Source organism: Pseudomonas linyingensis (assembly GCF_900109175.1).
GTDB lineage: Bacteria > Pseudomonadota > Gammaproteobacteria > Pseudomonadales > Pseudomonadaceae > Geopseudomonas > Geopseudomonas linyingensis.
Window position 1 is genome coordinate 213,405 of the sequence record NZ_FNZE01000002.1, and the last position, 24,838, is coordinate 238,242.

At 68.6% G+C, this 24,838-nt stretch carries 20 protein-coding genes; 8 read left to right on the forward strand and 12 right to left on the reverse strand.

The features are described 5' to 3' along the window. Positions 1–51 precede the first annotated feature (51 nt). The 4 genes from BMZ19_RS03435 (at position 52) to BMZ19_RS03450 (ending at position 6,427) form a co-directional block, all read left to right on the forward strand. Complete coding sequence (locus BMZ19_RS03435; protein WP_090306881.1) at positions 52–1,737, forward strand: arylsulfatase; 1,686 nt, start codon at positions 52–54, stop codon at positions 1,735–1,737. 62 nt (positions 1,738–1,799) lie between these two features. Continuing rightward, a complete protein-coding gene (locus tag BMZ19_RS03440; protein ID WP_090306883.1) occupies positions 1,800–4,124 on the forward strand; it encodes a cytochrome c3 family protein in 2,325 nt (774 codons plus the stop codon). A 137-nt stretch (positions 4,125–4,261) separates the two neighbouring features. After that, complete coding sequence (locus BMZ19_RS03445) at positions 4,262–5,611, forward strand: alginate export family protein (protein WP_244517093.1); 1,350 nt, start codon at positions 4,262–4,264, stop codon at positions 5,609–5,611. Between the two features lie 123 nt (positions 5,612–5,734). Further along, positions 5,735–6,427, forward strand: coding sequence for an SDR family oxidoreductase (locus BMZ19_RS03450; protein ID WP_090306889.1), 693 nt, complete (start codon positions 5,735–5,737; stop codon positions 6,425–6,427). Between the two features lie 15 nt (positions 6,428–6,442). Here the strand turns inward: BMZ19_RS03450 and BMZ19_RS03455 are convergent, their stop codons facing one another. Continuing rightward, positions 6,443–7,519 carry an extracellular solute-binding protein gene (locus tag BMZ19_RS03455; protein WP_090306893.1) on the reverse strand — a complete coding sequence of 359 codons (1,077 nt, stop codon included), beginning with the start codon at positions 7,517–7,519 and terminating at the stop codon, positions 6,443–6,445. A 320-nt stretch (positions 7,520–7,839) separates the two neighbouring features. Here BMZ19_RS03455 and BMZ19_RS03460 point away from each other — a divergent pair, with 320 nt between their 5' ends. Together BMZ19_RS03460 and BMZ19_RS03465 are read left to right on the forward strand one after the other, a co-directional pair. Further along, positions 7,840–9,339 (forward strand): aldehyde dehydrogenase family protein, encoded by a 1,500-nt coding sequence (locus tag BMZ19_RS03460; RefSeq protein ID WP_090306895.1) that lies wholly within the window; start codon positions 7,840–7,842, stop codon positions 9,337–9,339. A 241-nt stretch (positions 9,340–9,580) separates the two neighbouring features. After that, entirely contained in the window at positions 9,581–10,126 is a 546-nt protein-coding gene (locus tag BMZ19_RS03465) for a hypothetical protein (RefSeq protein WP_090306897.1), read from the forward strand. A gap of 55 nt (positions 10,127–10,181) precedes the next feature. On the opposite strand, the gene tatA is transcribed toward BMZ19_RS03465, so the two are convergent. The 7 genes from tatA to tyrS form a co-directional block, all read right to left on the reverse strand. Continuing rightward, the gene (tatA, locus tag BMZ19_RS22865; protein WP_090306899.1) at positions 10,182–10,415 is read right to left on the reverse strand and encodes a twin-arginine translocase TatA/TatE family subunit; all 234 of its coding nucleotides are present in this window, start codon (positions 10,413–10,415) and stop codon (positions 10,182–10,184) included. Positions 10,416–10,485: 70 nt separating this feature from the next. Then, a complete protein-coding gene (locus BMZ19_RS03475) occupies positions 10,486–11,823 on the reverse strand; it encodes an alginate export family protein (protein ID WP_090306902.1) in 1,338 nt (445 codons plus the stop codon). A gap of 161 nt (positions 11,824–11,984) precedes the next feature. Beyond that, on the reverse strand, positions 11,985–12,440 hold the full coding sequence (locus BMZ19_RS03480; protein WP_090306904.1) for a Cif family virulence factor: 456 nt from the start codon (positions 12,438–12,440) through the stop codon (positions 11,985–11,987). A 4-nt stretch (positions 12,441–12,444) separates the two neighbouring features. Further along, complete coding sequence (locus BMZ19_RS03485; RefSeq protein ID WP_090306906.1) at positions 12,445–12,825, reverse strand: c-type cytochrome; 381 nt, start codon at positions 12,823–12,825, stop codon at positions 12,445–12,447. Further along, positions 12,822–14,282: a flavin monoamine oxidase family protein gene (locus tag BMZ19_RS03490; RefSeq protein WP_090306909.1), complete on the reverse strand. Its 1,461-nt coding sequence runs from the start codon at positions 14,280–14,282 to the stop codon at positions 12,822–12,824. Before BMZ19_RS03490 ends, BMZ19_RS03485 begins: the two co-directional genes overlap by 4 nt. 157 nt (positions 14,283–14,439) lie before the next feature. After that, positions 14,440–15,411, reverse strand: coding sequence for a transcriptional regulator FeaR (gene feaR / locus BMZ19_RS03495; protein ID WP_170847695.1), 972 nt, complete (start codon positions 15,409–15,411; stop codon positions 14,440–14,442). A gap of 133 nt (positions 15,412–15,544) precedes the next feature. Further along, positions 15,545–16,783: a tyrosine--tRNA ligase gene (tyrS, locus tag BMZ19_RS03500; protein WP_090306916.1), complete on the reverse strand. Its 1,239-nt coding sequence runs from the start codon at positions 16,781–16,783 to the stop codon at positions 15,545–15,547. 559 nt (positions 16,784–17,342) lie between these two features. On the opposite strand from tyrS, the gene hpaC reads away from it, so the two are divergent. Further along, positions 17,343–17,849 (forward strand): 4-hydroxyphenylacetate 3-monooxygenase, reductase component, encoded by a 507-nt coding sequence (hpaC, locus tag BMZ19_RS03505; RefSeq protein ID WP_090306919.1) that lies wholly within the window; start codon positions 17,343–17,345, stop codon positions 17,847–17,849. A gap of 181 nt (positions 17,850–18,030) precedes the next feature. Here the strand turns inward: hpaC and BMZ19_RS03510 are convergent, their stop codons facing one another. Both BMZ19_RS03510 and BMZ19_RS03515 read right to left on the reverse strand, forming a co-directional pair. Beyond that, positions 18,031–19,554: a 4-hydroxyphenylacetate 3-hydroxylase N-terminal domain-containing protein gene (locus BMZ19_RS03510; RefSeq protein WP_090306921.1), complete on the reverse strand. Its 1,524-nt coding sequence runs from the start codon at positions 19,552–19,554 to the stop codon at positions 18,031–18,033. A 101-nt stretch (positions 19,555–19,655) separates the two neighbouring features. Beyond that, positions 19,656–20,393, reverse strand: coding sequence for a LuxR C-terminal-related transcriptional regulator (locus BMZ19_RS03515; protein ID WP_090306925.1), 738 nt, complete (start codon positions 20,391–20,393; stop codon positions 19,656–19,658). A gap of 295 nt (positions 20,394–20,688) precedes the next feature. Here BMZ19_RS03515 and BMZ19_RS03520 point away from each other — a divergent pair, with 295 nt between their 5' ends. Then, on the forward strand, positions 20,689–21,948 hold the full coding sequence (locus BMZ19_RS03520) for an MFS transporter (RefSeq protein WP_244517094.1): 1,260 nt from the start codon (positions 20,689–20,691) through the stop codon (positions 21,946–21,948). 123 nt (positions 21,949–22,071) lie between these two features. Here BMZ19_RS03520 and ntrC read toward each other — a convergent pair whose 3' ends face one another. Both ntrC and glnL read right to left on the reverse strand, forming a co-directional pair. Continuing rightward, the gene (gene ntrC / locus BMZ19_RS03525; protein ID WP_090306931.1) at positions 22,072–23,502 is read right to left on the reverse strand and encodes a nitrogen regulation protein NR(I); all 1,431 of its coding nucleotides are present in this window, start codon (positions 23,500–23,502) and stop codon (positions 22,072–22,074) included. Beyond that, a complete protein-coding gene (gene glnL / locus BMZ19_RS03530; RefSeq protein ID WP_090306934.1) occupies positions 23,499–24,584 on the reverse strand; it encodes a nitrogen regulation protein NR(II) in 1,086 nt (361 codons plus the stop codon). The genes ntrC and glnL overlap by 4 nt, the downstream gene beginning before the upstream one ends. Between the last annotated feature and the right edge of the window lie 254 nt (positions 24,585–24,838).

Here is a 24,838-nt window from a genome sequence, read left to right on the forward strand (position 1 = left end):
GCCTGCAGACCCACATCCACAGTGCTCTTCAAATTCGCAGGAGACACCACGATGCACAAACAACTGTCCGGCCTCGCCTTGGCCGTAGCGCTCGCCATACCCGCGCTTTCGCTCAGCCCGCTCGCCCAGGCCGCGTCCACCGATCCGGCCCGCCCCAACATCCTGCTGATCGTCGCCGACGACATGGGACAGGCCGATCTGGGCAGCTTTGGCGGCGAGATCGAGACCCCCAACCTGGACTCCCTGGCCGCCTCGGGCGTGCGCATGGGCAACTTCCAGGCCGCGCCGGCCTGCTCGCCGACCCGCGCCGCGCTGCTGACCGGCGTCGATCCCCACCTGGCCGGACTCGGCAACATGGCCGAGGAGCTGGCGCCCAACCAGGAGGGCAAGCCGGGCTATGAGGGCCACCTCAACGAGCGGGTGGTCACCGTCGCCTCGCTGCTCAGGGACGCCGGCTACAATACCTACCTGGCCGGCAAGTGGCATCTCGGCAAGAGCGCGGATACCGGCCCGGACGACCGCGGCTTCGAGCACTCCTTCACCCTGCTCAGCGGCGGGGCGAGCCACTGGCCGGACATGCGCCCCGCCTACGCGCCGACCCCGGACGCCAAGGCGCCCTATGCCGAAGACGGCAAGCCGCTCGACAAGCTGCCGGCGAGCTTCCAGTACTCGTCGCAGTTCTACGCCAACAAGATGATCGACTACATCGCGGCCGACAGGGACAGCGGCAAGCCGTTCTTCGGCATGCTCAGCTTCACCGCGCCGCACTGGCCGCTGCAGGCGCCGGACGAGGCCATCGCCAAGTACCGCGGCCGCTACGACGCCGGCTACGACGCGCTGCTCGCCCAGCGCCTGCAGAAACAGAAGGAACTGGGGCTGATTCCCGCCGATGCCGAAGGCGCGGCGCGGCCGCCCAAGGGCAAGGCGTGGGACAGCCTGACGCCGGAGCAGAAGAAGGTCGAGGCGCGGGCGATGGAGGTCTATGCGGCGATGATCGACCAGATGGACGTGCATACCGGACGGGTCTTCGACTACCTGAAGCGCAACGGCCTGTACGACAACACCATCGTGGTGTTCATCTCCGACAACGGCGCGGAAGGCCACGACCTCGACGAGACCTGGCCGGCTGCCCTGTTCCCGCAGATCCGCAAGGTGGTCGACGAGACCCACGACTTCAGCTACGCGCAGATGGGCCGCCCCGGCTCTTACACCCTGTACGGGCCGAACTGGGCGCGGGTGTCGGCCCCGGCGCTCAGCCTGCACAAGGGCTTCGCCACCGAGGGCGGCACCCGCACCGCCGGCATCCTGCGGGTTCCCGGCGTGACCAGGAGCGGGCAGATCGTCCGCGAGCTGGTCACCGTCAAGGACTTCACCCCCACGCTGCTGGAACTGGCCGGCGTCAAGCATCCGGGCATCAGCTACCAGGGCCGCGCGGTCGAGCCGATGTCGGGGGTGTCGATCCTGCCGCTGCTCAAGGGCGAGAAGGTCGCCGAGCGGCCGTACGGCGGCGAGCTGTTCGGCAAGCGTTTCGTCCGCCAGGGCGACTGGAAGCTGGTGCACATGCCCAAGCCCTGGGGCACCGGCGCGTGGCAGCTGTTCAATCTGCGCAGCGACCTGGCCGAGCGCCACGACCTGAGCGCCAAGCACCCGGAGAAGGTGGCCGAGCTGCAGCAGTTGTGGGCACAGTACGCCCACGACAACAACGTGATCCTGCCCGATCAGGTCAGCGGTTACTGAGTGCGGCCAGCCGAGCGGGGCGGGCGCCGACCAGCTCGGCTGCAGAACGAGAGAGACGGACGATGCGCGAGCGGACCAACCCGAGTTCCGGCCGGCGGGAGCGCTGGCTCGGCCTGCTGCTGATGCTTTTGCCGCTGCTGACGCTCGCCGCACCGCAGGCGCCCCAGCCGCGGCTGGCCGATGGCTACGTCGAGCAGGCGCGCTGCGGCGCCTGCCACGCCGACGCGGCCGCAGCCTGGGCCGGCTCGCACCACAGCTGGTCGCTGCGCGAGGCCACGGCCGGCAACGTGCTCGGCGACTTCGCCGATGCCGAATACCGCGACGAGGCCGGGGTGGTCATGCGCTTCTTCCGCCGCGGCGAACGCTTCTTCGTCAACGCCGAGGGCGAGGATGGCCGGCGCGCCGACTTCGCCATCGCCTACACCTTCGGTTTTGACCCGCTGCAGCAGTACCTGATCGAACGTCCCGGCGGCCGCCTGCAGAGCCTCACCGTGGCCTGGGACAGCCGGCCGCGCGAGGCGGGCGGGCAGCGCTGGTTCTCCCTGTATCCCGGCCAGCGCTTCAGCCCCGACGATGCCCTGCACTGGACCGGGCGCTACCAGAACTGGAACGCCATGTGCGCCGACTGCCACTCCGGCAACCTGCAGAAAGGTTACGACCCCGCTGCCGACAGCTTCCGCACCACCTGGAGCGAGATGGCGGTGGGCTGCCAGAGCTGCCACGGGCCGGGCGAGCGGCATATCGCCTGGGCCGAACGGCGCGGCGCGCAGGCAACGGCCAAGCTCACCGCCGCCGACATGGGCCTGGCGGTCGACTTCCGTGGCGGTGGCCACGGCTACGAGGTGGAGCAGTGCGCGCGCTGCCACAGTCGCCGCGAGAGCCTGGGCGTCGGCAGTGCACCGGGCCGGCCGCTGCTCGACGCCATGCGCCCGACCACGCTGTCCGCCGGCCTCTACCACGCCGACGGGCAGATCCTCGACGAGGTGTTCGAGTACGGCTCCTTCGTGCAGAGCAGGATGTTCGCCATGGGTGTGACCTGCCGCGACTGCCACGAGCCGCACTCCGGCCGTCTGCGCGCCGAGGGCAATGCGCTGTGCGCCGGCTGCCACAACCCGCAGGGCAATCCGCGCTTCCCCAGCCTGCAGAAGAAGTCCTACGACGATCCTTCCCACCATTTCCACCCGGCCGGCAGCCCCGGCGCACAGTGCGCCAACTGTCACATCCCGACGCGCACCTACATGGTGGTGGACGCCCGCCGCGACCACAGCTTCCGCGTCCCGCGTCCCGATCTGGACGCGCGCAGCGGCGCGCCGGATGCCTGCACCGGCTGTCATCAGGATCGCGATGCGGCCTGGGCGGCGCAGGCCATCGAGGCGAAGGTCGGCCAGCCGCAGCGGCCGTCGCACCATGGCGAGGTGTTCGCCGCCGCGCGGCGCCGCGACCCGCAGGTGATCGGCGAACTGGCTCGGCTGATCGAGGACCGCACCCGTCCGGCCATCGTGCGGGCCAGCGCTGTCGAGCTCGCCGCTGGCTACGGCGCGCCTCTACTGGACAGCCTGCAGCAGGCACTGGGTGATGCCGATGCCCAGGTGCGCATGGTCGCGGTGCGTGGTCTGGAGAGCCTGTCGGCCGAGCAGCGCCTGGAGCACCTGACGCCGCTGCTCGACGACCCCAGCCTGGCGGTTCGCGACCAGGCTGGCCACGCGCTCGCCGACCTGCGCGGTGCGCTGCTGGCGGATGACGTACGTGCGCGCCTCGACGCCCTGCTCGGCGATCTGGAGCGGCGCCTGGCGGCCAATTCTGACCTGCCCGGCGCACGGCTCAACCTGGCCGTGTTGCACGAGCGCCTGGGGCGCGAGGCCGACGCCGAGGCGGGCTACCGCATGGCCCTGTGCCAGGATGCCCGCTTCGCCCCGGCGCGCGTGAACCTAGCCCAGCTGCTGGCCGGCCAGGGGCGCCTCGATGACACCGAGAGCCTGTTGCGTGCCGGCCTGGCCCTGCAGCCGGAAGGCGGCGCCCTGGCCGACCAGGCCTATGCCCTCGGCCTGCTGCTGGCGCAGCGCGGCCAAGGCGCGGAAGCGGCTGACTGGTTGCGCCACGCCGCCGACGCCCAGCCGCAGCGGGTGCGCATTCACTACAACCTCGGCCTGCTGCTCGGCCAGCTGGGGCGCATCGACGAGGCCAGTGCCGCACTGCTGCGCGGGCTCGCCTTGGCCGCCACGGACCGCGACCTGCTCTACGCGCTAGCCCATCTCAACTACCGGACAGGGCGCTATCCGCTGGCGCTCGACTACAGCGAGCGGTTGCTGCGCCTGCAGCCGCAGGAGGCAGCCTACCGGCGCCTGCACGAGAGCATTTTGCGCGAGTCGCGACAGGCAGCACCATGAGTTGGCAGTCAGGGGCAATCGCTTGGCAGTCAGGCACAAGACCGCCGCTGGGCGGGCGTGGGATTAATAAGGCCGACGCTGGCCGCACCCGATGCCTGGCCGGCATCCACCATAAGAACAGCGGAGTCTGCCCCCTGATGAATGCAACGAAACATGGAGTGCGCCGCGCGCCCCTCGCGCTGGCGTTGGCCACTGCTCTCGGCGCCGGCCTGAGCGCCGCACCGGCCCAAGCCTACGAGCTGTACAACCAGGGCGACAGCGTCCTCAACGCCGACCTCGAGGCGGTGTTCGGCCTGATGCACAGCGAGGAAAGCTACGAACTGGGCTTCGGCAACCGCAGCAAGGGCAGTTCGAGCTGGCGCGAGGGCTACATCAAGTACGGCCTGAGCGGCAGTCAGGGCCTGGGCGGCGCCGGCAGCCTGTACGGCGCGGTCAACCTGCTCAGCTCCGGCACCTGGGGCGACGGCGACGCCGCCGGTTTCACCCTGGGCAGCGAGCGCGAGACCGACATCGAGGACGCCTATCTGGGCTGGCGCTCCGGCGACCTGTTCCCGGCGCTCGGCGAGAACGGCGTGGACATCTCCGGCGGCCGGCAGAAGGTGGTGGTCGGCGACGGCTTCCTGATCAACGGCGATTCGCTGAACTTCGGCGACGTCGACCTGGGCGACGACTTCGACCGCGGCGGCGGCTACTACATCGCCGCGCGCAAGGCCTTCGACCAGACCGCCGTGCTGCGCCTGGGCGGCGAGCAGGGCTGGCGCGGCGACCTGATGTGGCTGAAATCCGACAACCGTGCCCAGGCCGAGACCGAGCTGGCCATCGCCACCCTCGAGCACATCGCCGAACCGGGCACCCTGGGTCTGACCTGGATTCGCGGCCTGGACGTCAACCAGCGCTACGCCTCCCCGCTGCAGGCCGAGCGCGACGACCTGGATACCGTCAGCCTGCGCGGCTCCGGTGGTCTGGGCGTGGAAAACCTCAACCTGGCCTTCGAATACGCCACCCAGGACAAGGACCGCGACCGCGAGAACGCCTGGTACCTGGAAGGCAGCTGGACCTTCGCCGGCCTGCCGTGGGCGCCGACCGCCACCTACCGCTACAGCCGCTTCTCCGAGGAGTTCGACCCGCTGTTCTACGGCTTCAACCGCGGCTACGGCACCTGGTTCCAGGGCGAGGTGGCGGCCAACTACGCGGGGCCGTTCAACTCCAACACCCAGGTGCACCACGTCGGCCTCAAGGCCAGCCCGCTGGAGAACCTGACCGTCGGCGCGCTGTACTTCGACTTCGACACCCTCGATACCGATCTGGGCAACCTCAGCGGCCGCGAGCTGGACCTGTACGCCGAGTGGATGGTCAACGACCACCTGATGATCAGCCCGGTGCTGGGCTTCTACCAGCCGGAGCGCAGCGCCGAAACCGGCGGTACGCAGCTCGGCGGCGACGGCACCAATCTGTACAGCCAGCTGATGTTCGTCACCTTCTTCTGATCCGTGCTGTTCTGATCCATGTCACCTTCGGCCGGTCCAGCCCGCGGCAACGGGCGGACCGGTCTTTTTTTGTCCGCGATTGCCCGGTGCTAACCTCTGGCGTTTCCATCGAGGGAGATTCACATGCTCAATGTTCTCATCGCCGGCGCCTCGCGGGGCATCGGTCTGGGCCTGGTGCGCGCCTGGCTCGAACGCGGCGCACGGGTGTTCGCCGTGGCGCGCAATCCGGCCGCCTCCGCGGGGCTGGCCGCACTGCTCGCCGAGCATGGCGCGCGCCTGCAGGTCATCGCCTGCGACCTCAACGCCCAGGCGGCCGCTGCCGATATTCTCGCCGCGCTGGGCGAGCAGCGCCTGGATCGCGTGCTGCTCAACGCTGGCGTCTACGGCCCGGCGGCGCAGGACGTGAGCAGTGCCGGCGAGGCCGAGATCGGCCACCTGTTCCTCAGCAACGCCATCGCTCCGCTGCGCCTGGCCCGCGCTCTGCGCCCGCAGCTCAACGCCGGCGCGGTGCTCGGTTGCACCAGCTCGGTGATGGCCAGCCTGCAGCTCAGTCTGGGCGCGCAGATGCCGCTGTATGCGGCGAGCAAGGCAGCGTTGAACAGCCTGCTGCTGAGCTGGGCCGTGCAGCTCGGCGAGTCGCGCGACTTCAGCCTGCTGGCCCTGCACCCGGGCTGGGTGCAGACCGACATGGGTGGGGCGCAGGCGCCGCTGACGGTGGAGCAGAGCGTCGCCGGGCTGGTGGTGGTGGTCGAGGCGGCGGCCGGCACGCGCGAGTGCCGCTTCGTCGACTACCAGGGCGAGACTTTGCCCTGGTAGTGGCAGGACGGCGGCTCAGCGAGTGGCGCTGGCCGGGTACTGGCGCACCAGCTCCCAACGGCGGTCCAGTTCGGCCTTGAGTTTCGGCGAGGGGCTTTCGGCGAAGTACAGGTGGCTGCGCAGCGCCGGATCCGGCAGCAGTTGCGGCAGGCGCTTGGCCAGTGCCTGCAGCTCCGGGGTGTCGGGCCTGAGGCTGCTGTAGAACCAGGTGGCCTGCGAGTTGCGCACCGCGTTGTCGGGGCGCAGCAGGTAGTCGATGAAGCGATAGGCCAGCTCCGGATGCGCGGCGTTGCTGGGGATCGCCAGGCCCTCCATGGCCAGCGGCGCGCCTTCGGTCGGCACCAGGAATTCCAGGCGCTGCGTGCTCCGCGCCGCCGCACCCAGCGCCAGCCCGGCCCAGGCGCTGGTCACGCACAGCTTGCCGGCCTGCAACGCCTCGATGTGGCGGGTGTTGTCGAGCACTTTGGTCTGGCGGCGCAGTGCCAGCAGCTGCTCGCCGACACGGCCCACCTGGCGCAGGCCGCTGCGTGCCAGGCTGCGCCCCTGGTAGGTGAACAGCACGGAGAAGGTTTCCTCCGGCGCGTCCTGCAGGCCGATGCCGCAGGTGGCCAGGCGGGCGCTCTGCTGCGGGTCGAACAGCAGGCTCCAGCTGGCGCTCAGCGGGCCGCCCAGCGCGGCCTCGGCCTTGCTGCGATCCACCGCCAAGCCGAGCATCCCCCACATGTAGGGCACCGCGTAGCGGTTGGCCGACTCCAGGCCGGCAAGGGTAGCCCGCAGTTGCGGGTCGACCGTGTCCAGCTGGCTGAGCCGGCTGGCGTCCAGCTTGCTGAGGCGCTGCTCGCGGATCAGCGCGGGAAGCTGGAAGTGCGACGGCACGATCACGTCGTAGCGCTCGCCGCGACGCAGGGCGGCGTCCAGCTCGTCGGCGCTGGCATGCACGTGGTAGTCGACGCGCACGCCGGTCTCGCGTTGGAAGTCCTCGAGGACCTCGGGGGCGATGTAGTCCGGCCAGTTGGAGACGCGCAGCACCTCCTCGGCCTGGGCGGCACAGGTGGTCAGGGTTAACGACAGCAGCAATGGCAGACGCTTCATGGATCCCTCCGGAAGGGGCAGGCAGGTGGACGGGCGGCCATTAGTGGCGCAAGCCTCGTCGTGGGTCTTGCTCGCGGATGCCGGATGCTTGCCTGTGCGTGCCGTTTTTCGCCCCCTGCGCGGCAGTCGGCATGCACGGTCAACAGGTTGGCAGGCACGGGCAAGGCAGGTTGCGGCCTGCCGACTATCATCGATGCATGCTTTGTGGTCGTGGCGGCTCCGGTCGCCATCGCCTTGCGGCGTCCTGCCAGGACACCGGCGCGCCATGGCGCCCGGGCGGAGCAGGCCGCGGATTCCCCGTTCAGCCCGGAGTTACTGCCATGTCCACCGCACCCCTCGAACCGCTCGCCCAGGTGACGGCCTTCCTCAACCGCCGGCACACCTCCTTCATCGACGGCCGCAGCATCGACGTGCATGCCGGCGAGGTCGCCGAGGTATTCAATCCGGCCAGCGGCGCGCCGCTCGCGCAGCTGGTGATGGCCGGCGCGGAGCAGGTCGAGCAGGCCGTGGCCGCGGCCCAGCGCGCGTTCCGCGCCGGCGTGTGGAGCGGCCTGCGCCCGGCCGACCGCGAGCGCATCCTGCTGCGCTTCGCCGAGGTGGTGGAGGCCCACGGCGAGGAACTGGCCCAGCTGGAAACCCTCAACCAGGGCAAGTCGATCCATATCGCCCGCGCCATCGAGGTCGGCGCCTCGGTCGAGTACATGCGCTACATGGCCGGCTGGGCGACCAAGCTCGAGGGGCAGACCCTTGACGTATCGATCCCGGTGCCGCCCGGCACCCACTACAACGCCTACACCCGCCGCGAGCCGGTGGGCGTGGTGGCCGGCATCGTGCCGTGGAACTTCCCGCTGATGATCGCCATCTGGAAGATCATCCCGGCGCTGGCCGCCGGCTGCACCATCGTCATCAAGCCGGCCGACGAGACGCCGCTGACCGCCCTGCGCCTGGCCGAACTGGCCATCGAGGCGGGCATTCCGCCGGGCGTGCTCAACGTGCTGGTCGGTCGCGGTGCCAGCGCCGGCGCGGCGCTGGTCGCCGATCCGCGGGTCGCCAAGGTGACCTTCACCGGCTCCACCCCGGTGGGCAAGCTGATCGGCACCGCGGCGCTGCAGAACATGACGCGCTTCTCCCTCGAACTGGGCGGCAAGAACCCGATGCTGGTGCTGCCGGATGCAGACCTGGGCAAGGCGGTGGGCGGCGCGCTGATGGGCGGCCTGCTCAACCAGGGCCAGGTGTGCGCCGCGGCCTCGCGCATCTACGTGCAGCGTTCGCGCTACAACGACTTCGTCGAGGCGCTGGCGGCGGCGGTGAAGGGCATGAGCATCGGTGCCGGCATGGATCCGACGGCGCAGATCAACCCGCTGGTGTCGCGCCGCCAGCAGAGCAGCGTGCTCGGCCATCTGGACAAGGCCCGCGCCCAGGGCGCCCAGGTGGTGACCGGCGGCGCGGCGCCGGAACTGCCGGGCTTCTTCGTGCAGCCGACGGTGCTGGCCGGGGTCGAGCAGAGCATGGCCGCGGCGCGCGAGGAGATCTTCGGCCCGGTGCTGTCGGTGCTGGCCTACGACAGCGTCGACGAGGCGCTGACCCTGGTCAACGACAGCCAGTACGGCCTGGCCGCCAGCCTGTGGACCAACGACCTGAGCCAGGCGATGCGCCTGATTCCGCAGATCGAGGCCGGCACCGTGTGGGTCAACACCCACGTGCCGCTGGACCCCAACCTGCCGTTCGGCGGCCACAAGCAATCGGGCGTCGGCCGCGAGTTCGGCCGCGGTGCGGTGGAGGCGTTCACCGAGCTGAAGTCGGTGTGCATCGCCTATTGATGGGCGCTATTGCGCGGAGTTGGGGCTCCGCGAGGAACTGGGAGCGGTAGGCATGAGCAACGTCGGCTGCAGGTTTCGAGCTTGGCAGCGAGCAGCCGGCGTTGCGCTGTGCCACCACGGATGGTCGGTCGTTTGAGGTTCTCGTGAATGAGCGAGAGTTGCCCGCAACACCCCGGCAGCGGTGTTGCGGGCTTTTTTATGTCCGCGCGCCAGCCCTGGCGTGGCCGGCAGAGGAGTGCACATGCGCAAGATCCCCACCTTCATCGCCGTCCTGAGCCTGGCCCTGGCCAGCCTGAGCGCCGGGGCGGCCGACGACGCCTTCCGCGCCGCCCTGGCCAGGGAGCTGGACAATCGCGCCCTGGCCACTCAGGTGGTCGGCGCGCTGGCCGAGCATCACCAAGGCACGCCGCAGGGGCGCTTCTGGGCGGCCTACGCGGCCCTCGAACAGCACAACGCGCCGCGTTACCAGCCGGTGGCCGCCCGCCATGGCTTGGTCGGCGGCGGCTGGTGGATCGCCTTAAAGGCGCGGGGCTCGATCCTCTTCGCCAGGCTGTTCCCCGGGCGTTTTCTCACCATGCTGGCCGGTGACACGCAGAAGTACCTGGCCGCGATGCGCGCGGTCGTGCCGCCGGCGAGTGCCGAGGACGCCGCCTTCCTGCGCTACATGATCGAGCAGGAACGTGTGCAGGCCGGCGCGCTGGCGCACGCGGCCGCGCAGCGCTTCGAGGTGGCGGCCGGCGAGCTAGAGGGCTTCGTGGGAGGGGCCAAGGAGTCTGGCAGGCAGTGAGAGGGTGAAATGCCAGCGCCGCCAGGGATTCCCATGGCGGCGCTGGGTGCCGGGATCAGTCGAGATTGCTGGTGCGCACGGCGTTTGCCAGACGGGACGGCTTACTGTCATTGCTATCGAGCGCTGCCGGGGCGCCTGGCTCGGGTGTGTCCGCGTCCGCCACCGATTTGCGAAAGCCTTTGATGGCTTCGCCGATATCGCTGCCGATGTGCCGGAGTCGCTTGCCGCCGAACAGCACCAGCACGACCAGCAGGATCACCAGCCAGTGCTTCCAGTCGAAGATACCCATGTCGTAATCCTCCTCGGGTGGATTGCTGGAGTATCGCCGCCGCCCGAACGGGGTGCGGCGGCGCGTATGGTCAGAACATGGTGGCCATGATCAGTTGGGCATAGACGTTGGTGTCGTCGTTGCCAAGCTGGGTGCCGCCGTTGCTGGCGTCCGCTTCCGGCTTGTAGAAACCGAGGACCGGCATGACGAACAGGTGCTCGCTGACGCCCCATTCGGCGTATAGATTCAGCTCCCGGCCGTCCAGGTTGAGGCGGTTGTCGGTATCCAGGGTGTCGAAGTCGTAGAGCAGCGCACCGACGCTGAGGTTCTCCAGTGGCGAGGCCTTGAGGCCGACATGGTGGATCTGGGTGTTGTTGTTGAACGGCCCGGCATAGTTCGACGCCACCTCGCCCTGGAACCAGGTCCCCAGCGCGCGGCCGTTGCCGTAGAACAGCGGATCGTAGGTTTCCGAGAAGCGGCTGTAGCGGTAGTTGACACTGGGCGACCAGGGCAGGTCGGCGAAGGTCCAGCCGGCCTCCAGATACCAGGCATTCTCGTCGTCGCCATGGCGGTCCTGATGGGCGTATTCACCGGCGAGGAACAGGTTGTCGACGCCGGCATTGCCCTGGCCGCGCAGGCTGTAGGTCCTGATGCCCTTGCGGCCGACGAAGTCGAACTCCTCGTCGGTATCCAGCACATCGAGGTAGGTCAGGCCCACGGTGCCCTTGTCGGTCACCTGCTCCAGGGTGGCGACCGCCATCTCGGCCTTGCCCTGGGCGCGGTTGTCGGACTTCAGCCACATCAGGTCGCCGCGCAGGCCCTGCTCGCCGCCCAGACGCAGCACGGCGGTCTGGTCGAACGCCTTGCGCGCGGTCAGGTAGTAGGCGCCGCCGCGATCCAGCATGCCGTCGGCGATCTCGTCGCCAAGGTTGAGGGCATCTCCGGAAACCAGGAAGCCGTCGCCGATGACGATGTTCTGCCGGCCGAAGGACAGGTCCACGCCGTTCTCGCCGAGCGCCGCGAAGCGCTGGCCGGAGCGCCAGCCCAGATAGGCGTCCTCGACCTTGGTGGTGCGTTCGCTGCCGTTGCTCCAGCCGGCGGCGTCGCCGTCGCCGAAGGTGGCCGAACTCACCCAGTTGAGCTTGCCGTAGAGCTGGTCGCCGGCGGCGGAGAGGCCCTGGCTGCCGCTCACCCCGTACTTGAAATAGGCCTCCTGCCAGGCGGCCGAGCCTTCTCCCAGGGTGCCGGATTGCGCATAGCTCTCGGCGCTGTGGAACACGCCGAAGGCGGCTTCGAGATCGGCACTGAGCTGGCTGTCGCCCTGGGCGTAGAGTTCGTAGGCCCAGCTGGCGGGGGCGCTGGCCAGCAGGCTGAGCAGGGTGGCGGCGCGAATGGCCCGCGCCAGAGGTTTCTTGCGTGGCTTGCTCATGGAGGCTTCTCCTTGGTGCCCATCCGGTCGGGCTGCGACCGGGGCTTTCTTGTGTGTGGTGGAGAACGTTTGGCGATCCGCGCGCAGCCGCCGTCGCGACAGGCCATGGCCTGCCGACGTCGGTCGCGCGGGATGTGCTGGATGAGTGGTGCGGTGGGAGGTTATTGCGGGATTTCGCCAGAGGCGTACATGTCCGCCACCACCCGCCAGCCCTGCGGCGTCTGCTTCCAGACGAACAGGCTCTTCATCTTGAACGGCTCGCCTTCGTTGGGCACGACCGTCCAGGTCACCCAGCTGTAGGCGCTGTCCTTGTCCAGTGCGGTGACGCGGTTGAGGGCGATGTCGGCGCTCTTGCTGTCCTTGACCAGTGATTCGACCAGCTCGGTGAGCTGTGCGGTCCCGGTATACAGCGTCGGGGTCTGCTCGCCGGTGATCTCGGTTTCCGGCACATAGGTCTCGGCGACGATGCCAGCGGCATCCTTCTGGCCCCACTTGGTCTCGACCACGTCGAGGCGTTCGCGCAGGGCTTGGGTCAGGTCAGCCTGGCTGCCGGCCAGCGCCAGTTGGCTGCTGGCGGCCAAGAGCAGGCCGGCCAGGATGTTGTTGAACTTGTTCATCGGGTCACTCCTTGGGGCTCAGCGATTGCAGGAAGAGGATCAGCGACTGGCGGTCTTCGGCCTTCTTCAGGCCGGAGAAGGGCATGGTGGTGCCCGGAAGCGCGGTCGCCGGGGAGGTCAGAAAGGCATCCAGCCCCTCGGCGCTCCAGCTGCCGGCACTGCCGCTCATGGCGGCGGAGTAGGCGAAGCCCTCGGCCGAGCCGATCTTGCGACCGACCACGCCCTGCAGGTTGGGACCGACGGCATGGCCTGCCGCCGCATCGCTGTTGTGACAGATCGCGCACTTGGTCTGGAACAGCGTCTGGCCACGCTCGAGGCTGGCTTCGGCCTGGGCTTGCGAAGCCGCGGCGAACAGCGCCGCGAAGAGTAGGACTGCGCGGATCATGCCTTGCCCCCGTTGAGCTGCTTGAACACGTTGTGGGCGGTTTCCACCCCGCTCTGGATCGCGCCGTCGATGAAGCCGCGCCAGCCGTTGGCGCTGTCGGCGCTGGCGAAGTGGATCGGGCCTTCCGCCGTGCGCAGCGCCTCCAGGCTGTCGCTGAGCATGCCCGGCCGGTACCAGCACCAGGTGCCCTTCGAGTAGGGATCGACCGTCCACTCGTAGCCGAACACGGCGACCACCTCGGCGCCGGGGATCAGCTGGCGGACCGCCAGCTGGACCTGCTCCTCGTCGTTCTGGTCCAACCCACCGGGCGGGCCGAAGCAGACCAGCAGGGTACCGTCGTCGCGCTCCTGCTCGGTCCACATCTGGGTGATCGGGCTCGGGTAGGGCGCCATGCCGATCCATTTGCCGATCTTCTGCTTGATGTGGATGTAGCACTTGTAGCCGGTGCCGGTATGGCCGGCTTGGGCCGCCTTGACCTTCTGCGCCGACAGACCGGGGGTGAAGGCGATGGAGGACAGCACGTTCTGCGGCACGGCGCAGATCACCGCACCGGCGCTGTAGCTGTCGCCCTTGGCGGTGGTCACGACGCTGCGCCCGCCCTGGGTGGCGACCGCCTTGACCGGGGTGGACAGCAGAAGTTGGGCGTCGCCGTCACCGATGATCGCGTGCGCCAGCGCGCCGGTGCCTTCGGCGATCTTGTAGCGGGCGAGCTTGTCGAACATCAGGAACATGTCGTAGTCGCCCAGCGACCACCAGCGCAGCATGTCGATGAATGCCCCCTGGCTGGGGTCGTTGTGGCAGTTGATGGTGAGCTGGACGTTGAGCAGGTCGCGCATTTCCCGGGAGATCTTCATCTGCTCCAGGCGCTGCATCAGCGACAGCCGATCCCATTCGCGGACCTTGTCACGGGCCAGGAAGGGCTCGTAGGGCCGCGGGAATACCGTACGACCGCCCGCCTCGTCGACGTTGCAGTAGTCGGCCATGGCCTTGCCGATCTGCGGCCAGATTTCCATGGACGGGGCACTCTTGAGCTTGCCGTCGGTGATCCAGGCGGTGGTGTCGGCGGCGGCGCCGGGGGATTCGGTGATGCCCAGGCCGTAGCGGGTCACCTCGTTCCAGACGAAGCCCTGGCTCCAGTGGATCCAGGTGCCGCCCAGTTCGACGTGCTTGCCGCCGTACTCGCTGGTGAAGGTGCGGCCACCGATACGGTTGCGCGCTTCCAGCACCAGGGTCTTCATGCCGCGCAGGGCGCAGTCGCGCGCGGCGGTCAGGCCGGCCATGCCGCCGCCGATGACGATCACGTCGAAGTGGTCACCCGGCTTGGGCGGCTCCTTGCGGCCCTTTTCGACCCGTTCCTGGCCGGCGGCGATCGCATTGGCCGCCAGGGCGCTGGTCGCCATGAGTACGCCGGCATTCCTGAGGAACTGCCGTCGGGAGTTGTTGGTTGCGTTGGTCATTGTTGTTCTCCTCGCCACCCGTCAAAACCGTGGGTACGGCCGGCCCGAAATCAGGCCGGTGGTAGGGAACAAGAATGGAAGAAACGCCAGCGGATGTTTTGCACGATCCGGCCATTTTGCTTGACCGGATCTGCCAGTGCGGGCGGTGAATGGCGGATCAGCCGTCGCTGTCGCCGGCGAGCTGGCGCTGACGATAGAGGCGCGGCGAGACGCCGTACTTCTGCTTGAAGGTGCGCGAGAAGTGGCTCAGGTCGGAGAAGCCGGCGCGGTCGGCGATCAGCGAGATCGGCCGGTCGTCACGGCTCTCGGTCAGGCTGATGGCGCAGCGCTCCAGCCGGCGGTCGAGGACGTAGCGGCTGAGGCTCAGGCCGGCCTGGGCGAACAGGCGGTACAGGGTGCGTTCGGACACGCAGAGCTCCCGGGCCACCGCCACTGCCGAGATGTGCCCCTGATCGAGGCTGGCGTCGATGAAGGCCGTCGCCTTGCGCAGCAGGTGCTGGTTCTGCTGCGGGGAGTCGCCGAGCTCGGTGATGCAGGCGACCGGCTTGAGCAGGGCGGCCAGTGCCTCAAGAAAGGCCAACTCCTCCTCGCGCTCCGGTTTCTCAAGAGACAGGGCGGAGGCTGCCAGCAGGGTGATCATCCGGCTGACCTTGAGGTCGGCGGGGATGCGCTGGCCGCTGCGGACCGGCTTGTGGCGGAACACGTCGTCCACCAGATGGCGCGGCAGGATGATCGACAGCTGCTGGGAGATGCCGTGGTAGTAGAAATCGCTGGGCTGGCTGGCGTCCAGCAGGATCAGGTCGCCCGTTCCCAGGTCGGCATCTTCGCTGTTCTGGCACATTCTGGAGCGGCCGCGCTGCTGCATCACCAGGTAGAAGAAGTCCTGGTCGTCGCGGCTGGCGTCCTTGCGCTGGCGGTAGATGTGCTCGCAATTGGTGGTGATGTAGGAAGTGGACAACGAGCCCGGAGCGGTGACCGGAACCACCTTGCCGACGAAGGCGTGGCGGTCGAAGGCGCGCGATTTGACCGGATGGAAGGCGCCGCACGAGGTGCTCAGGGCGTTGGCCCAGGCGTCGAAGTCGTCGGGGTTGAGAGGGTTCGGGCCGGTAGCAAGCTCTGGTGCGTGCATGGTGGTATTCCGCGTGGTGTTGATGCCGGCATCCTGGCTGCCAGGGAAAAGGAGGCTTTTTCGACAGTAGCACCTGGGGTGCGGGGCAGACCAGAGGGCGCTGGCCGGCAGCGTGCAGGCCAGCGCCACCGGATCACTCGCCCACGGCGATACGCACATGCTGCTTGCGCCCGGCCGACAGCCGCCACTCGTTGCCGTCGCCGCCCAGCAGCTGGTCGGCGTCGCTCACCGCCACGCCGTCCAGGCGCAGGCCGCCGCCGGCGGCCAGGCGGCGCGCGGCGCTGCGCGAGGCGGCCAGGCCCGCTTCCACCGCCAGTTCGGCGAGGCTGACCCCGGCGGCCAGTCGCGCGCGGCTGATCGGCAGGGTCGGCAGGCCCTCGGCGGCGCTGGCACCGTCGAACACCCCGCGCGCGGCGTTGGCCGCCGCCTCGGCGGCTGCCGCGCCGTGGGCCAGGCGGGTGGCCTCGTTGGCCAGGATGATCTTCGCCTCGTTGAGTTCGGCGCCCTGCAGGGCGCCGAGGCGGCGCACCTCGTCCATCGGCAGCTCGCTGAACAGGGCGAGGAAGCGGCCGACGTCGCGGTCGTCGCAGTTGCGCCAGAACTGCCAGAAGTCGAACGGCGCCAGGCGCTCGGCGTTCAGCCACACCGCGCCCTGCGCCGACTTGCCCATCTTGCGGCCGTCGCTGGTGGCCAGCAGCGGCATGGTCAGGCCGTACAGCTGCGGGCCGTCCTGGCGGCGCGACAGCTCGACGCCGTTGATGATGTTGGCCCACTGATCGGCGCCGCCGACCTGCAGGGTGCAGCCGTGGCGGCGCGCCAGCTCGGTGAAGTCGTAGGCTTGCAGCAGGGTGTAGCCGAACTCGAGGAACGACAGCGAATGCTCCAGGCGGCTGCGGATGGCGTCGTAGGTGAGCAGGCGGTTGACGCTGAAATGGCGGCCGACCAGGTTGAGAAAGTCGAGGTAGCCGAGGCCGTCCAGCCAGTCGGCGTTGTTCACCACGGCGGCGTCCTGCGCGCCGTCGCCCAGATGCAGGTAGCGCCGGAAGGCGCTCTCGATGCCGGCGATGTTGGCGGCGATGGTCGCCTCGTCGAGCACCGGCCGGCTGCTGTCGCGGAAGCTCGGGTCGCCGATGCGCGTGGTGGCCCCGCCGATCAACAGCAGCGGCCGGTGCCCGGACTTCTGCAGCCAGCGCATCAGCATCAGGCCCTGCAGGTGGCCGACGTGCAGACTGTCGGCGGTGGCATCGAAGCCGAGGTAGGCGGTCAGCGGGCCAGCGGCCAGGGCGGCGCGCAGGCCGTCGGCGTCGGTGCTCTGGTGGATGAAGCCACGCTCTTCGAGCAGGGCCAGCAGGTCGGTATCAGGATGGGGCATTGCAGTCTCCAGGCGGGAAGGCGAAACGCCTGAGGAGACTTTGGGATCGACCCGGTCCGCCTCAGGCGGATCGGGTGGCGCACACGCCTACCGCCTCGGTGAGGTGCGGTAGGCGTAATAGCGGGCGCGGGAATTCGTTAACAGATTCATGGTTGCCACTCTAGCGGTGCCGGCGCAGCGATTCAAGCCCACCGCTGCAGCGGACCGAGAGGCCGACCTGCGAGAGCTGCGCCCATGTCGGCAAAAGTCCAAGCGGCTTCTCGGCCAATGGCTGCTGAGAAGGTCTGCAGCCCCCTGGAAAGACGGATAAACCCTTGAAGGCGGGCTTTTTTCGCGTGCAGGTGCTTGCCTGCGGTGCGCTGCCGAGGTGGTTTATTTCATGTAAAGTGCAAGTCAAAGTGCGGAAAAGGTATTCTGCAATTTCATTGCGATGTTCATGATCTGGTCATCGTCATCTGCCTAGCACTGCGGCAGCCACGCATTCGACAGCATCCGCCAGCGATGCCGCCGGCCGCGGGATCCGTCCCGGGCCTTCCACCTTGCGCCAGGAGTAGCAAACATGTCCCAGCAGCTCGATCCCAAGCAGCTCGCCTTCCGTAACGCCATGGCGCACATGAGCGCGGCGGTGAACATCATCACCACCGACGGCGAAGCCGGCCGCTGCGGCATCACCGCCACCGCGGTGTGCTCGGTGACCGATACTCCGCCGACCCTGATGGTCTGCGTCAACCGCAACAGCGCGATGAACGCGGTGTTCAAGAGCAACGGCCGCCTGTGCGTCAACGTGCTGTCCGGTGCGCAGGAAGAGGCCGCCAAGCACTTCGCCGGGATGACCGGGGTGGCCATGGACGAGCGCTTCGCCCTCGATCCCTGGACCACCGGCAGCGAAGGCCTGCCGGTGCTGGACGGCGCCCTGGCCAACCTGCAGGGGCGCATCGTCGAGACCCAGGAAATCGGCACCCACTCGGTACTGCTGGTGGAGCTGGACGACATCCACGTGCGCGACGAGGGCGACAGCCTGGTGTACTTCAGCCGCGCGTTCCGTCGCGTCGAGCGCGCCGCCTGAGTCACGCGCCGCTCGCGGCGCTGGCAAGATGCGCCAAAAGGCCGCTGCTTTCAGCGGCCTTTTGGCGTTCCGGGGAGTCCGCCTTGCCGCGCACCAGGCTCGCCCCGCATCCGCCGCTTTCGCGCCGCCAAAACGCAAGAAGCCGGCCCAAGGGCCGGCTTCTTGCTGTGCGGGGTAAGTATTACTTCAGGCCGGGGATGGTCCAGCCGTTCACGTCGTACTCGCTCATGCACTTCTGCGACAGGGCGCGCATCTTGGCCATCTCGCCGGTGGCGCGGGCGCTGCCCAGGCACTGGATGCGGATGGCGTCGGCGGTGCCGGCGTAGTTCAGCTCGTACAGGTGGTGGCGACCGCCGAACTCGGTGCCGACCGCATCCCACATCAGCTTCATGATCTTGATCCGGTCGGTGTGCTTGATGTCGCCGGAGCCGCGGCAGTAGCGGGCCAGGGCGGCGTCGAGCTCCGGGTTCTGCAGGTCGACGTTGCTGCCCGGCAGGTAGATCAGGCCGCTGGCCGCGGTGGTCTTCACGATGTGGAAGATCTTGTCGTAGGCCATCGGCGCGAAGGTGCGGTAGTTGAACGCCGACTCCACCGGCGGCAAGTAGGCACCGTTCTTCCACTCGTCGGCAGCCAGGCACATGTGGTCGGTGATCGACCAGAACAGGTTGCGCCAGGCCACCACTTCACCCAGGTCGGCGGCCACGCCGCGGAACTCGACCGCACCGGTGCACTCCAGTACCTGCTCGAGCAGGCCGGCGAGGAAGTCCAGCTTGACCGCGAAGCGGGTGCAGGCCTGCAGCGGGTACAGACGGCCGAAACCGGCAGCGAAGCCCCACTGCATCAGCTTCTGCTTGTCCTTGTAGATCAGCACGTCTTCCCACGGGATGAACACGTTTTCCAGGATCAGGATCGCGTCGTTCTCGTCGAAGCGCGAGGACAGCGGGTAGTCGAACGGCGAGGCGCTGTCGGTGGCGTTCTTCTCGTAGGACACGCGGGAGATCAGCTTGACCCCCTTGGCGTTCATCGGGGTGATGAACAGCAGGGCGAAGTCCGGATCGTCGCCGATTTCCTGCGCGGCGGTCTGGCCGATGAAGTTGTAGTGGGTCAGCGCGGAGTTGGTGGCCACCACCTTGGCGCCGTTGACGTAGATGCCCTCGGCGGTCTCGCGGGTGACGTGGACGTAGATGTCCTTGACCGTGTCGCTCGGCTTGTTGCGGTCGATCGGCGGGTTGACGATGGCGTGGTTCAGGTACAGGCAGTTTTCCTGGATGCGCTTGTACCAGGTCTTCGCGTTGCCTTCGAAGCGCCCGTAGAACTCCGGGTTGGCGCCCAGGGTGTCGCCGAAGGCGGCCTTGTAGTCGGCGGTGCGGCCCATCCAGCCGTAGCTCATGCGCGCCCATTCGGCGATGGCGTCGCGCTGCTCGAGCATCTCCTCGCGGGAGCGGGCGTAGCGGAAGAACTTGTGGGTGTAGCCGCCGTTGCCGGTGTCGGTCGCCCAGCACAGCTTGTCCTTGGTCTCCGGAGCATGCAGGGCGTCGTAGAGAGAGGCCACGGTCTGCGCCGAGTTGCGGAACGCCGGGTGGGTGGTCACGTCCTCGACGCGCTCGCCGGCATAGTAGACCTCGCGGCCGTCGCGCAGGCTGGCGAGGAATTCCTCGCCATTGAACGGGCGACCGGCTTGCTTGATGTGGCTTTCGGGTTTCATGGGCACGCTCTCTCGATTCTTGTAGTGGGGATCGCTACTACTGAGGAGCTCAGGTTAAGAGAATCGAGCGCAGCGGCCTGTCACCTGAAATTGGGGACAGCTCACTGACAGAGGGCGAACAGCTGCGCGCGGCTGGAAATGCCCAGTTTCTCGTAGGCGCGCTTGCGGTAGGTGACCACGCTGTTGAGCGTGACGCCGAGTTCGTCGGCGATGATCTCGTTCTTCTTGCCCTGCAGCACCGCCTGGCAGACCTGCTGCTCGCGGTGCGAGAGGAAGGCCAGCGGTCCCTGGGCAAGCATCTTCTGGTTGATCAGGTAGTGCTTGACCAGCAGGCTGCTGAGCAGCCGCGCGGCGGCGGATTCCTCCTCCGGGTGGCCGAACACCTCGCTGAAGCTGCCCGTGCGGCGGTACAGATTGAGGTAGTAGTTGCCCGCCTCGTGGCCGCGGATGATCGACAGCTTGTCCTTGAAACCGGGCTCGTCGAAGAAGTGGCGCCGGTAGTTGGGACCCATTTCCGGGCCGCAGTGGTCCAGGTGCAGCACGTGCAGTTGGCCCGGCGGGCACTCCTTGAGCAGGGCGAAGTTGGGGTCCTGCATGTAGCGGCGCTCGCTGATGTAGGCGTGGGCGAGGGCGCGGGCGGACTCGTCCTTGGAGAAGTCCTTGTAGAGCAGGGTGGAGACGGCCTTGTCCGCGGCGCAGAAGAACAGCATGCACTGCTCCGCGCCCAGCGCCTCGTTGACCCAGTCGAGGAAGCGATCGAGGAAGTCGTCTTCGCCGAGGGTGTCGAGAAGGGTGAGGAGGGCGGGGGAGGGCAGCCAGCCGGTGGGAGATGCGGTCATGTATGCGCTCTTGTTCGACAACGTTGTCCGGAATGCAGGCAAGTGTAATCGCCGGGGAGCCGAGTGCGCTGCGCTCGCGCCGAGAGAGTGGCGGGTCCTGTACGCCGGCGCTGGGGGCTGGCAGTCCGGGCAAGGGCTGCCGAGCCGGCCAGGACTGGCGCGTTCGCCGGCAGAACGTTAAGATGTTAAGAATATGCTGTCGCCCGGCACCTGCGGGTGCCCGATCCATTCCGAGGCGGCGGCGTTCCAATTCCCCGATGCAGCCAGACGTGGCCCGCCCGCCACAGGAGGCGCCGTGAATCCTTCCGTCGATCGCCAGTGGCCCGCCGCCGTCCGCGCGCTGCAGTTCGCCAACTTCCGGCTGTATTTCGCCGGTCAGGCGGTGTCGATCCTCGGCAGCTGGATCCAGCAGGTCGCCTTGTCCTGGCTGATCTACCGCCTCACCGGCTCGGTGGCGCTGCTCGGCGTGACCACCTTCGCCGCCCTGCTGCCGCAGCTGATCGTCGGCCCGCTGGCCGGCGCCTGGACCGACCGCCACGACAAGCGCCGCCTGCTGATCATCGTCCAGGGCCTGCTCGCCCTGCAGGCCCTGGCCCTGGCGGCGCTGACCGCGCTGGAGTGGATCGGGCCGGCGCTGATCGTCGCCATGTCGCTGCTGCTCGGCGTGCTCAACGCCTTCGACACCCCGCTGCGCCAGTCACTGATCGGCAGCTTCGTCGGTCACCGCGACGATCTGCCCAACGCGCTGGCGCTCAACGCCATGCTGTTCAACTCCGGGCGCTTCATCGGCCCGCCGCTGGCCGGCCTGTTGCTGGCGCTGACCAGCGAGGCGCTGTGCTTCGCCCTCAACGGCCTGTCGTTCCTCGCCCTGTTGATCGGCCTGCTGCTGATCCGCATCGAGGCGCCGCAGCGGGCCAAGGGCTCGACCGGCACGGTGTTCCGCGAGGGGCTGGCCTATGTCTGGGGGAACCAGCCGATCCGCCTGCTGATCCTCACCCTGGCGATGGTCAACCTGACCGCCTCCAGCTACGCGGTGCTGCTGCCGGTGTTCGCCCGCGACATCTTCGGCGGCGATGCGCAGACCCTCGGCTGGCTGTGGGGCGCCGCCGGCTGCGGGGCGTTCCTCTCCACCCTGTATCTGGCCACCCGCCAGGCGCTGCCCGGACTGGTGGGCATCGTGCTGGTCGGCGCGGTGCTCGGTGCTGCGGCGCTGCTGGCCTTCGCCGCGAGCACCACGGTGGCGCTGGCGCTGGTGGCCATGGCGGTGCTCGGCTTCGCCATCTCGGTGGGCAACGTCGGCGTCAATATGCTGCTGCAGAGCCTGGCTCCGGAGCAGTTGCGTGGCCGCGTGGTGTCGTTCTTCACCTCGACCCGCTTCGGCTTCGATGCCATCGGCGGGCTGCTCGCCGGGCTGCTGGCCGCGCGCATCGGCGCGCCGCTGACCCTGGCGCTCGAGGGTGGCGTGCTGCTGCTGTTCTGTGTCTGGCTGCTGACCCGGCGCCGGGTGCTGCGTGAACAAGTGCGCGACGACCTGCAGGAGCAGGCCGGGCGCTGAACGAATCGGGGGTGCGACCCGTAGGCGAAGGTGTCAGCTCGGTAGCCCCGGCTGATTTCCCGCCAATCCTTGCCCCGGCTGGCCCTGCGCCTGCCGGGGTTTTTTTTGTCTGCGCGGCGGGGTTTACAGGTTCTCGTCCTCGTCGCTGCCCTCAACCGCCATGTCCAGTTCCTTGATCTTGCGGGTCAGGGTGTTGCGGCCCCAGCCGAGCAGCTGCGCGGCGTCGCGGCGGCGGCCGGCGGTGTGCTTGAGCGCGCTCTCGATCATCACCCGCTCGAACACCGGCAGGGCGCTGCCGAGCAGGTCGCTCTGCCCGCGGGTCAGCGCCTGCTCGGCCCACAGGCGCAGGCCCTGTTCCCAGCTGCCGCCGCCCTGCGCTTCCTGCGGCTGCTGCAGCAGCTCCGGCGGCAGGTCGTCGATGTGCACCTCGCGTCCGGAGGCCATCACCGTGATCCAGCGGCAGGTGTTCTCCAGCTGGCGCACGTTGCCCGGCCACGGCAGGTTCTGCAGGTACTCCTCGGTCTGCGGCTTGAGCAGCTTGGGTTCCACCGCCAGTTCCTGGGCGGCGCGGGCGAGGAAGTGGCGGGCCAGCGCCGGGATGTCCTCGCGGCGGTCGGCCAGGCGCGGGATGTGGATGCGGATCACGTTGAGGCGGTGGAACAGGTCCTCGCGGAACTTGCCGGCGCGCACCAGGGTTTCCAGGTTCTGGTGGGTGGCGGCGATGATCCGCACGTTGACCTTTACCGGGGTATGGCCGCCGACCCGGTAGAACTCGCCGTCGGCCAGTACGCGCAGCAGGCGGGTCTGGGTGTCGGCCGGCATGTCGCCGATCTCGTCGAGGAACAGGGTGCCGCCGTCGGCCTGCTCGAAGCGGCCGCGGCGCTGCGCGGCGGCGCCGGTGAAGGCACCCTTCTCGTGGCCGAACAGCTCGGACTCCATCAGGTCCTTGGGGATCGCCGCCATGTTCAGGGCGATGAACGGCGCGTTGGCGCGCGGGCTGTGGCGGTGCAGGGCGTGCGCCACCAGTTCCTTGCCGGTACCGGACTCGCCGTTGATCAGCACGGTGATGTTGGAGTGGCTGAGGCGGCCGATGGCGCGGAACACCTCCTGCATCGCCGCCGCCTCGCCGATGATCTCCGGCGTCGCGGCCTGCTCCTCGGGGGTGGCCAGCGCCTGCTGCTCGCGGGCGTGCAGGGTGGCGCGCTTGACCAGCGACACCGCCTCGTCGACGTCGAACGGCTTGGGCAGGTATTCGAAGGCGCCGCCCTGGTAGGAGGCCACCGCGCTTTCCAGGTCGGAATGGGCGGTCATGATTATCACTGGCAGGCGCGGATACAACTCGCGGATGCGCGCCAGCAGGTCGAGACCGCTGGAACCCGGCATGCGGATGTCGGAGAGGATCACGCTCGGTTGCTCGAGGCTCAGGCGGTTGAGAAGGCTGTCGGCGCTGTCGAAGCTCTGGCTGGGCAGACCAGCCTGTTGCAGGGCCTTTTCCAGGACCCAGCGGATCGAGCGGTCATCGTCGACGATCCAGACGGTTTCCGGTCGGTTCATGGGGTTGATGCTCCTTGTTCAAGCGGCAGAAACAGCGAGAAGACCGTGCGGCCGGGCTGGCTCTCGCACTCGATCAGACCCTGATGCTGGTTGAGGATGTTCTGTGCGATGGCCAGGCCCAGGCCGGTACCGTCGGCGCGGCCACTGACCATGGGGTAGAAGAGGGTGTCCTGCAGCGCCGGGTCGATGCCCGGGCCGTTGTCGATCACCTCGATCCGGCACACCAGGCGGTGGCGCTGGTGGCCGATGGTGAACTGGCGCAGGGTGCGGGTGCGCAGGAGGATGCGTCCGGGCTGCGTCGGATGCTTCTGCTCGGCGATCGCCTGCATGGCATTGCGCACGATGTTGAGCAGCGCCTGGATCAGCTGCTCGCGATCGACCAGCAGCTCGGGAATGCTCGGGTCGTAGTCGCGCTCCAGGGCCAGCTTGCCCTGGGTCTCCGCCTCGACCAGGCTGCACACCCGTTCGAGCACCTCGTGGATGTTGGTCGGCGCCAGCTGCAGCAGCTTGTTGGAGCCGAGCATGCGGTCGACCAGGTTACGCAGGCGGTCGGCCTCCTCGATGATCACGTTGGTGTAATCCTTGAGGCCCTCGTTGGGTAGCTCGCGCGCCAGCAATTGCGCCGCGCCGCGGATGCCGCCGAGTGGGTTCTTGATCTCGTGGGCCAGGCCGCGCACCAGCAGGCGGGTGGTTTCCTGCTTGGCCAGCTGGGCCTCTTCCTTGGTGATGCGCAGCAGGCGGTCGCGCGGGTGCAGCTCGAGCAGCAGCAGGAAGCTGCTCAGGCCGGGAATCGGCGTGGCGGCGTAGTCCACCGCCAGCTGCTGGCCGCTGGCGGTGATCAGCTGGGCCTCGCGCTTGGTGAACGGGTGGCCGCTGGCCACCGCCTGGCGCAGGGCCGGCAGGCCGTCCGGGCTCTCGTTGCACAGCTCGCTGATGAACTGGCCCTGGCTGCGTTGGCCGCTGACGCCCAGCAGCATCTCGGCGGCCGGGTTCATGTATTCCAGGCGCAGTTCGGCATTGAGCAGAAGCACGGCGGTGGTGAGATTGTCGAGCAGCAGGCGCTGCAGTGAGTCGTAGGCCATGGCAAGCATGCGCTCCTGTGAGTGCACCAATTCTGCAAAAAACGCGCCAGCGACTGGCGGTACAGATGTGGGCATGCGTCTGCCGCTTTTTTGTGCATGGTCGCGGCGCCCGGCGGGTGCACCGGTGGTGCGCGCGAAGGCCCGTCGCACAAGGCCTGCCGTCCCGTGCTGACGGGCTCGGCAGGGCGTGCCGCGGCGCGCGACAGGGCGCCGCGGCGGGGGCGGGTTACCTGCCCGGCGTGGGTCAGTATAGG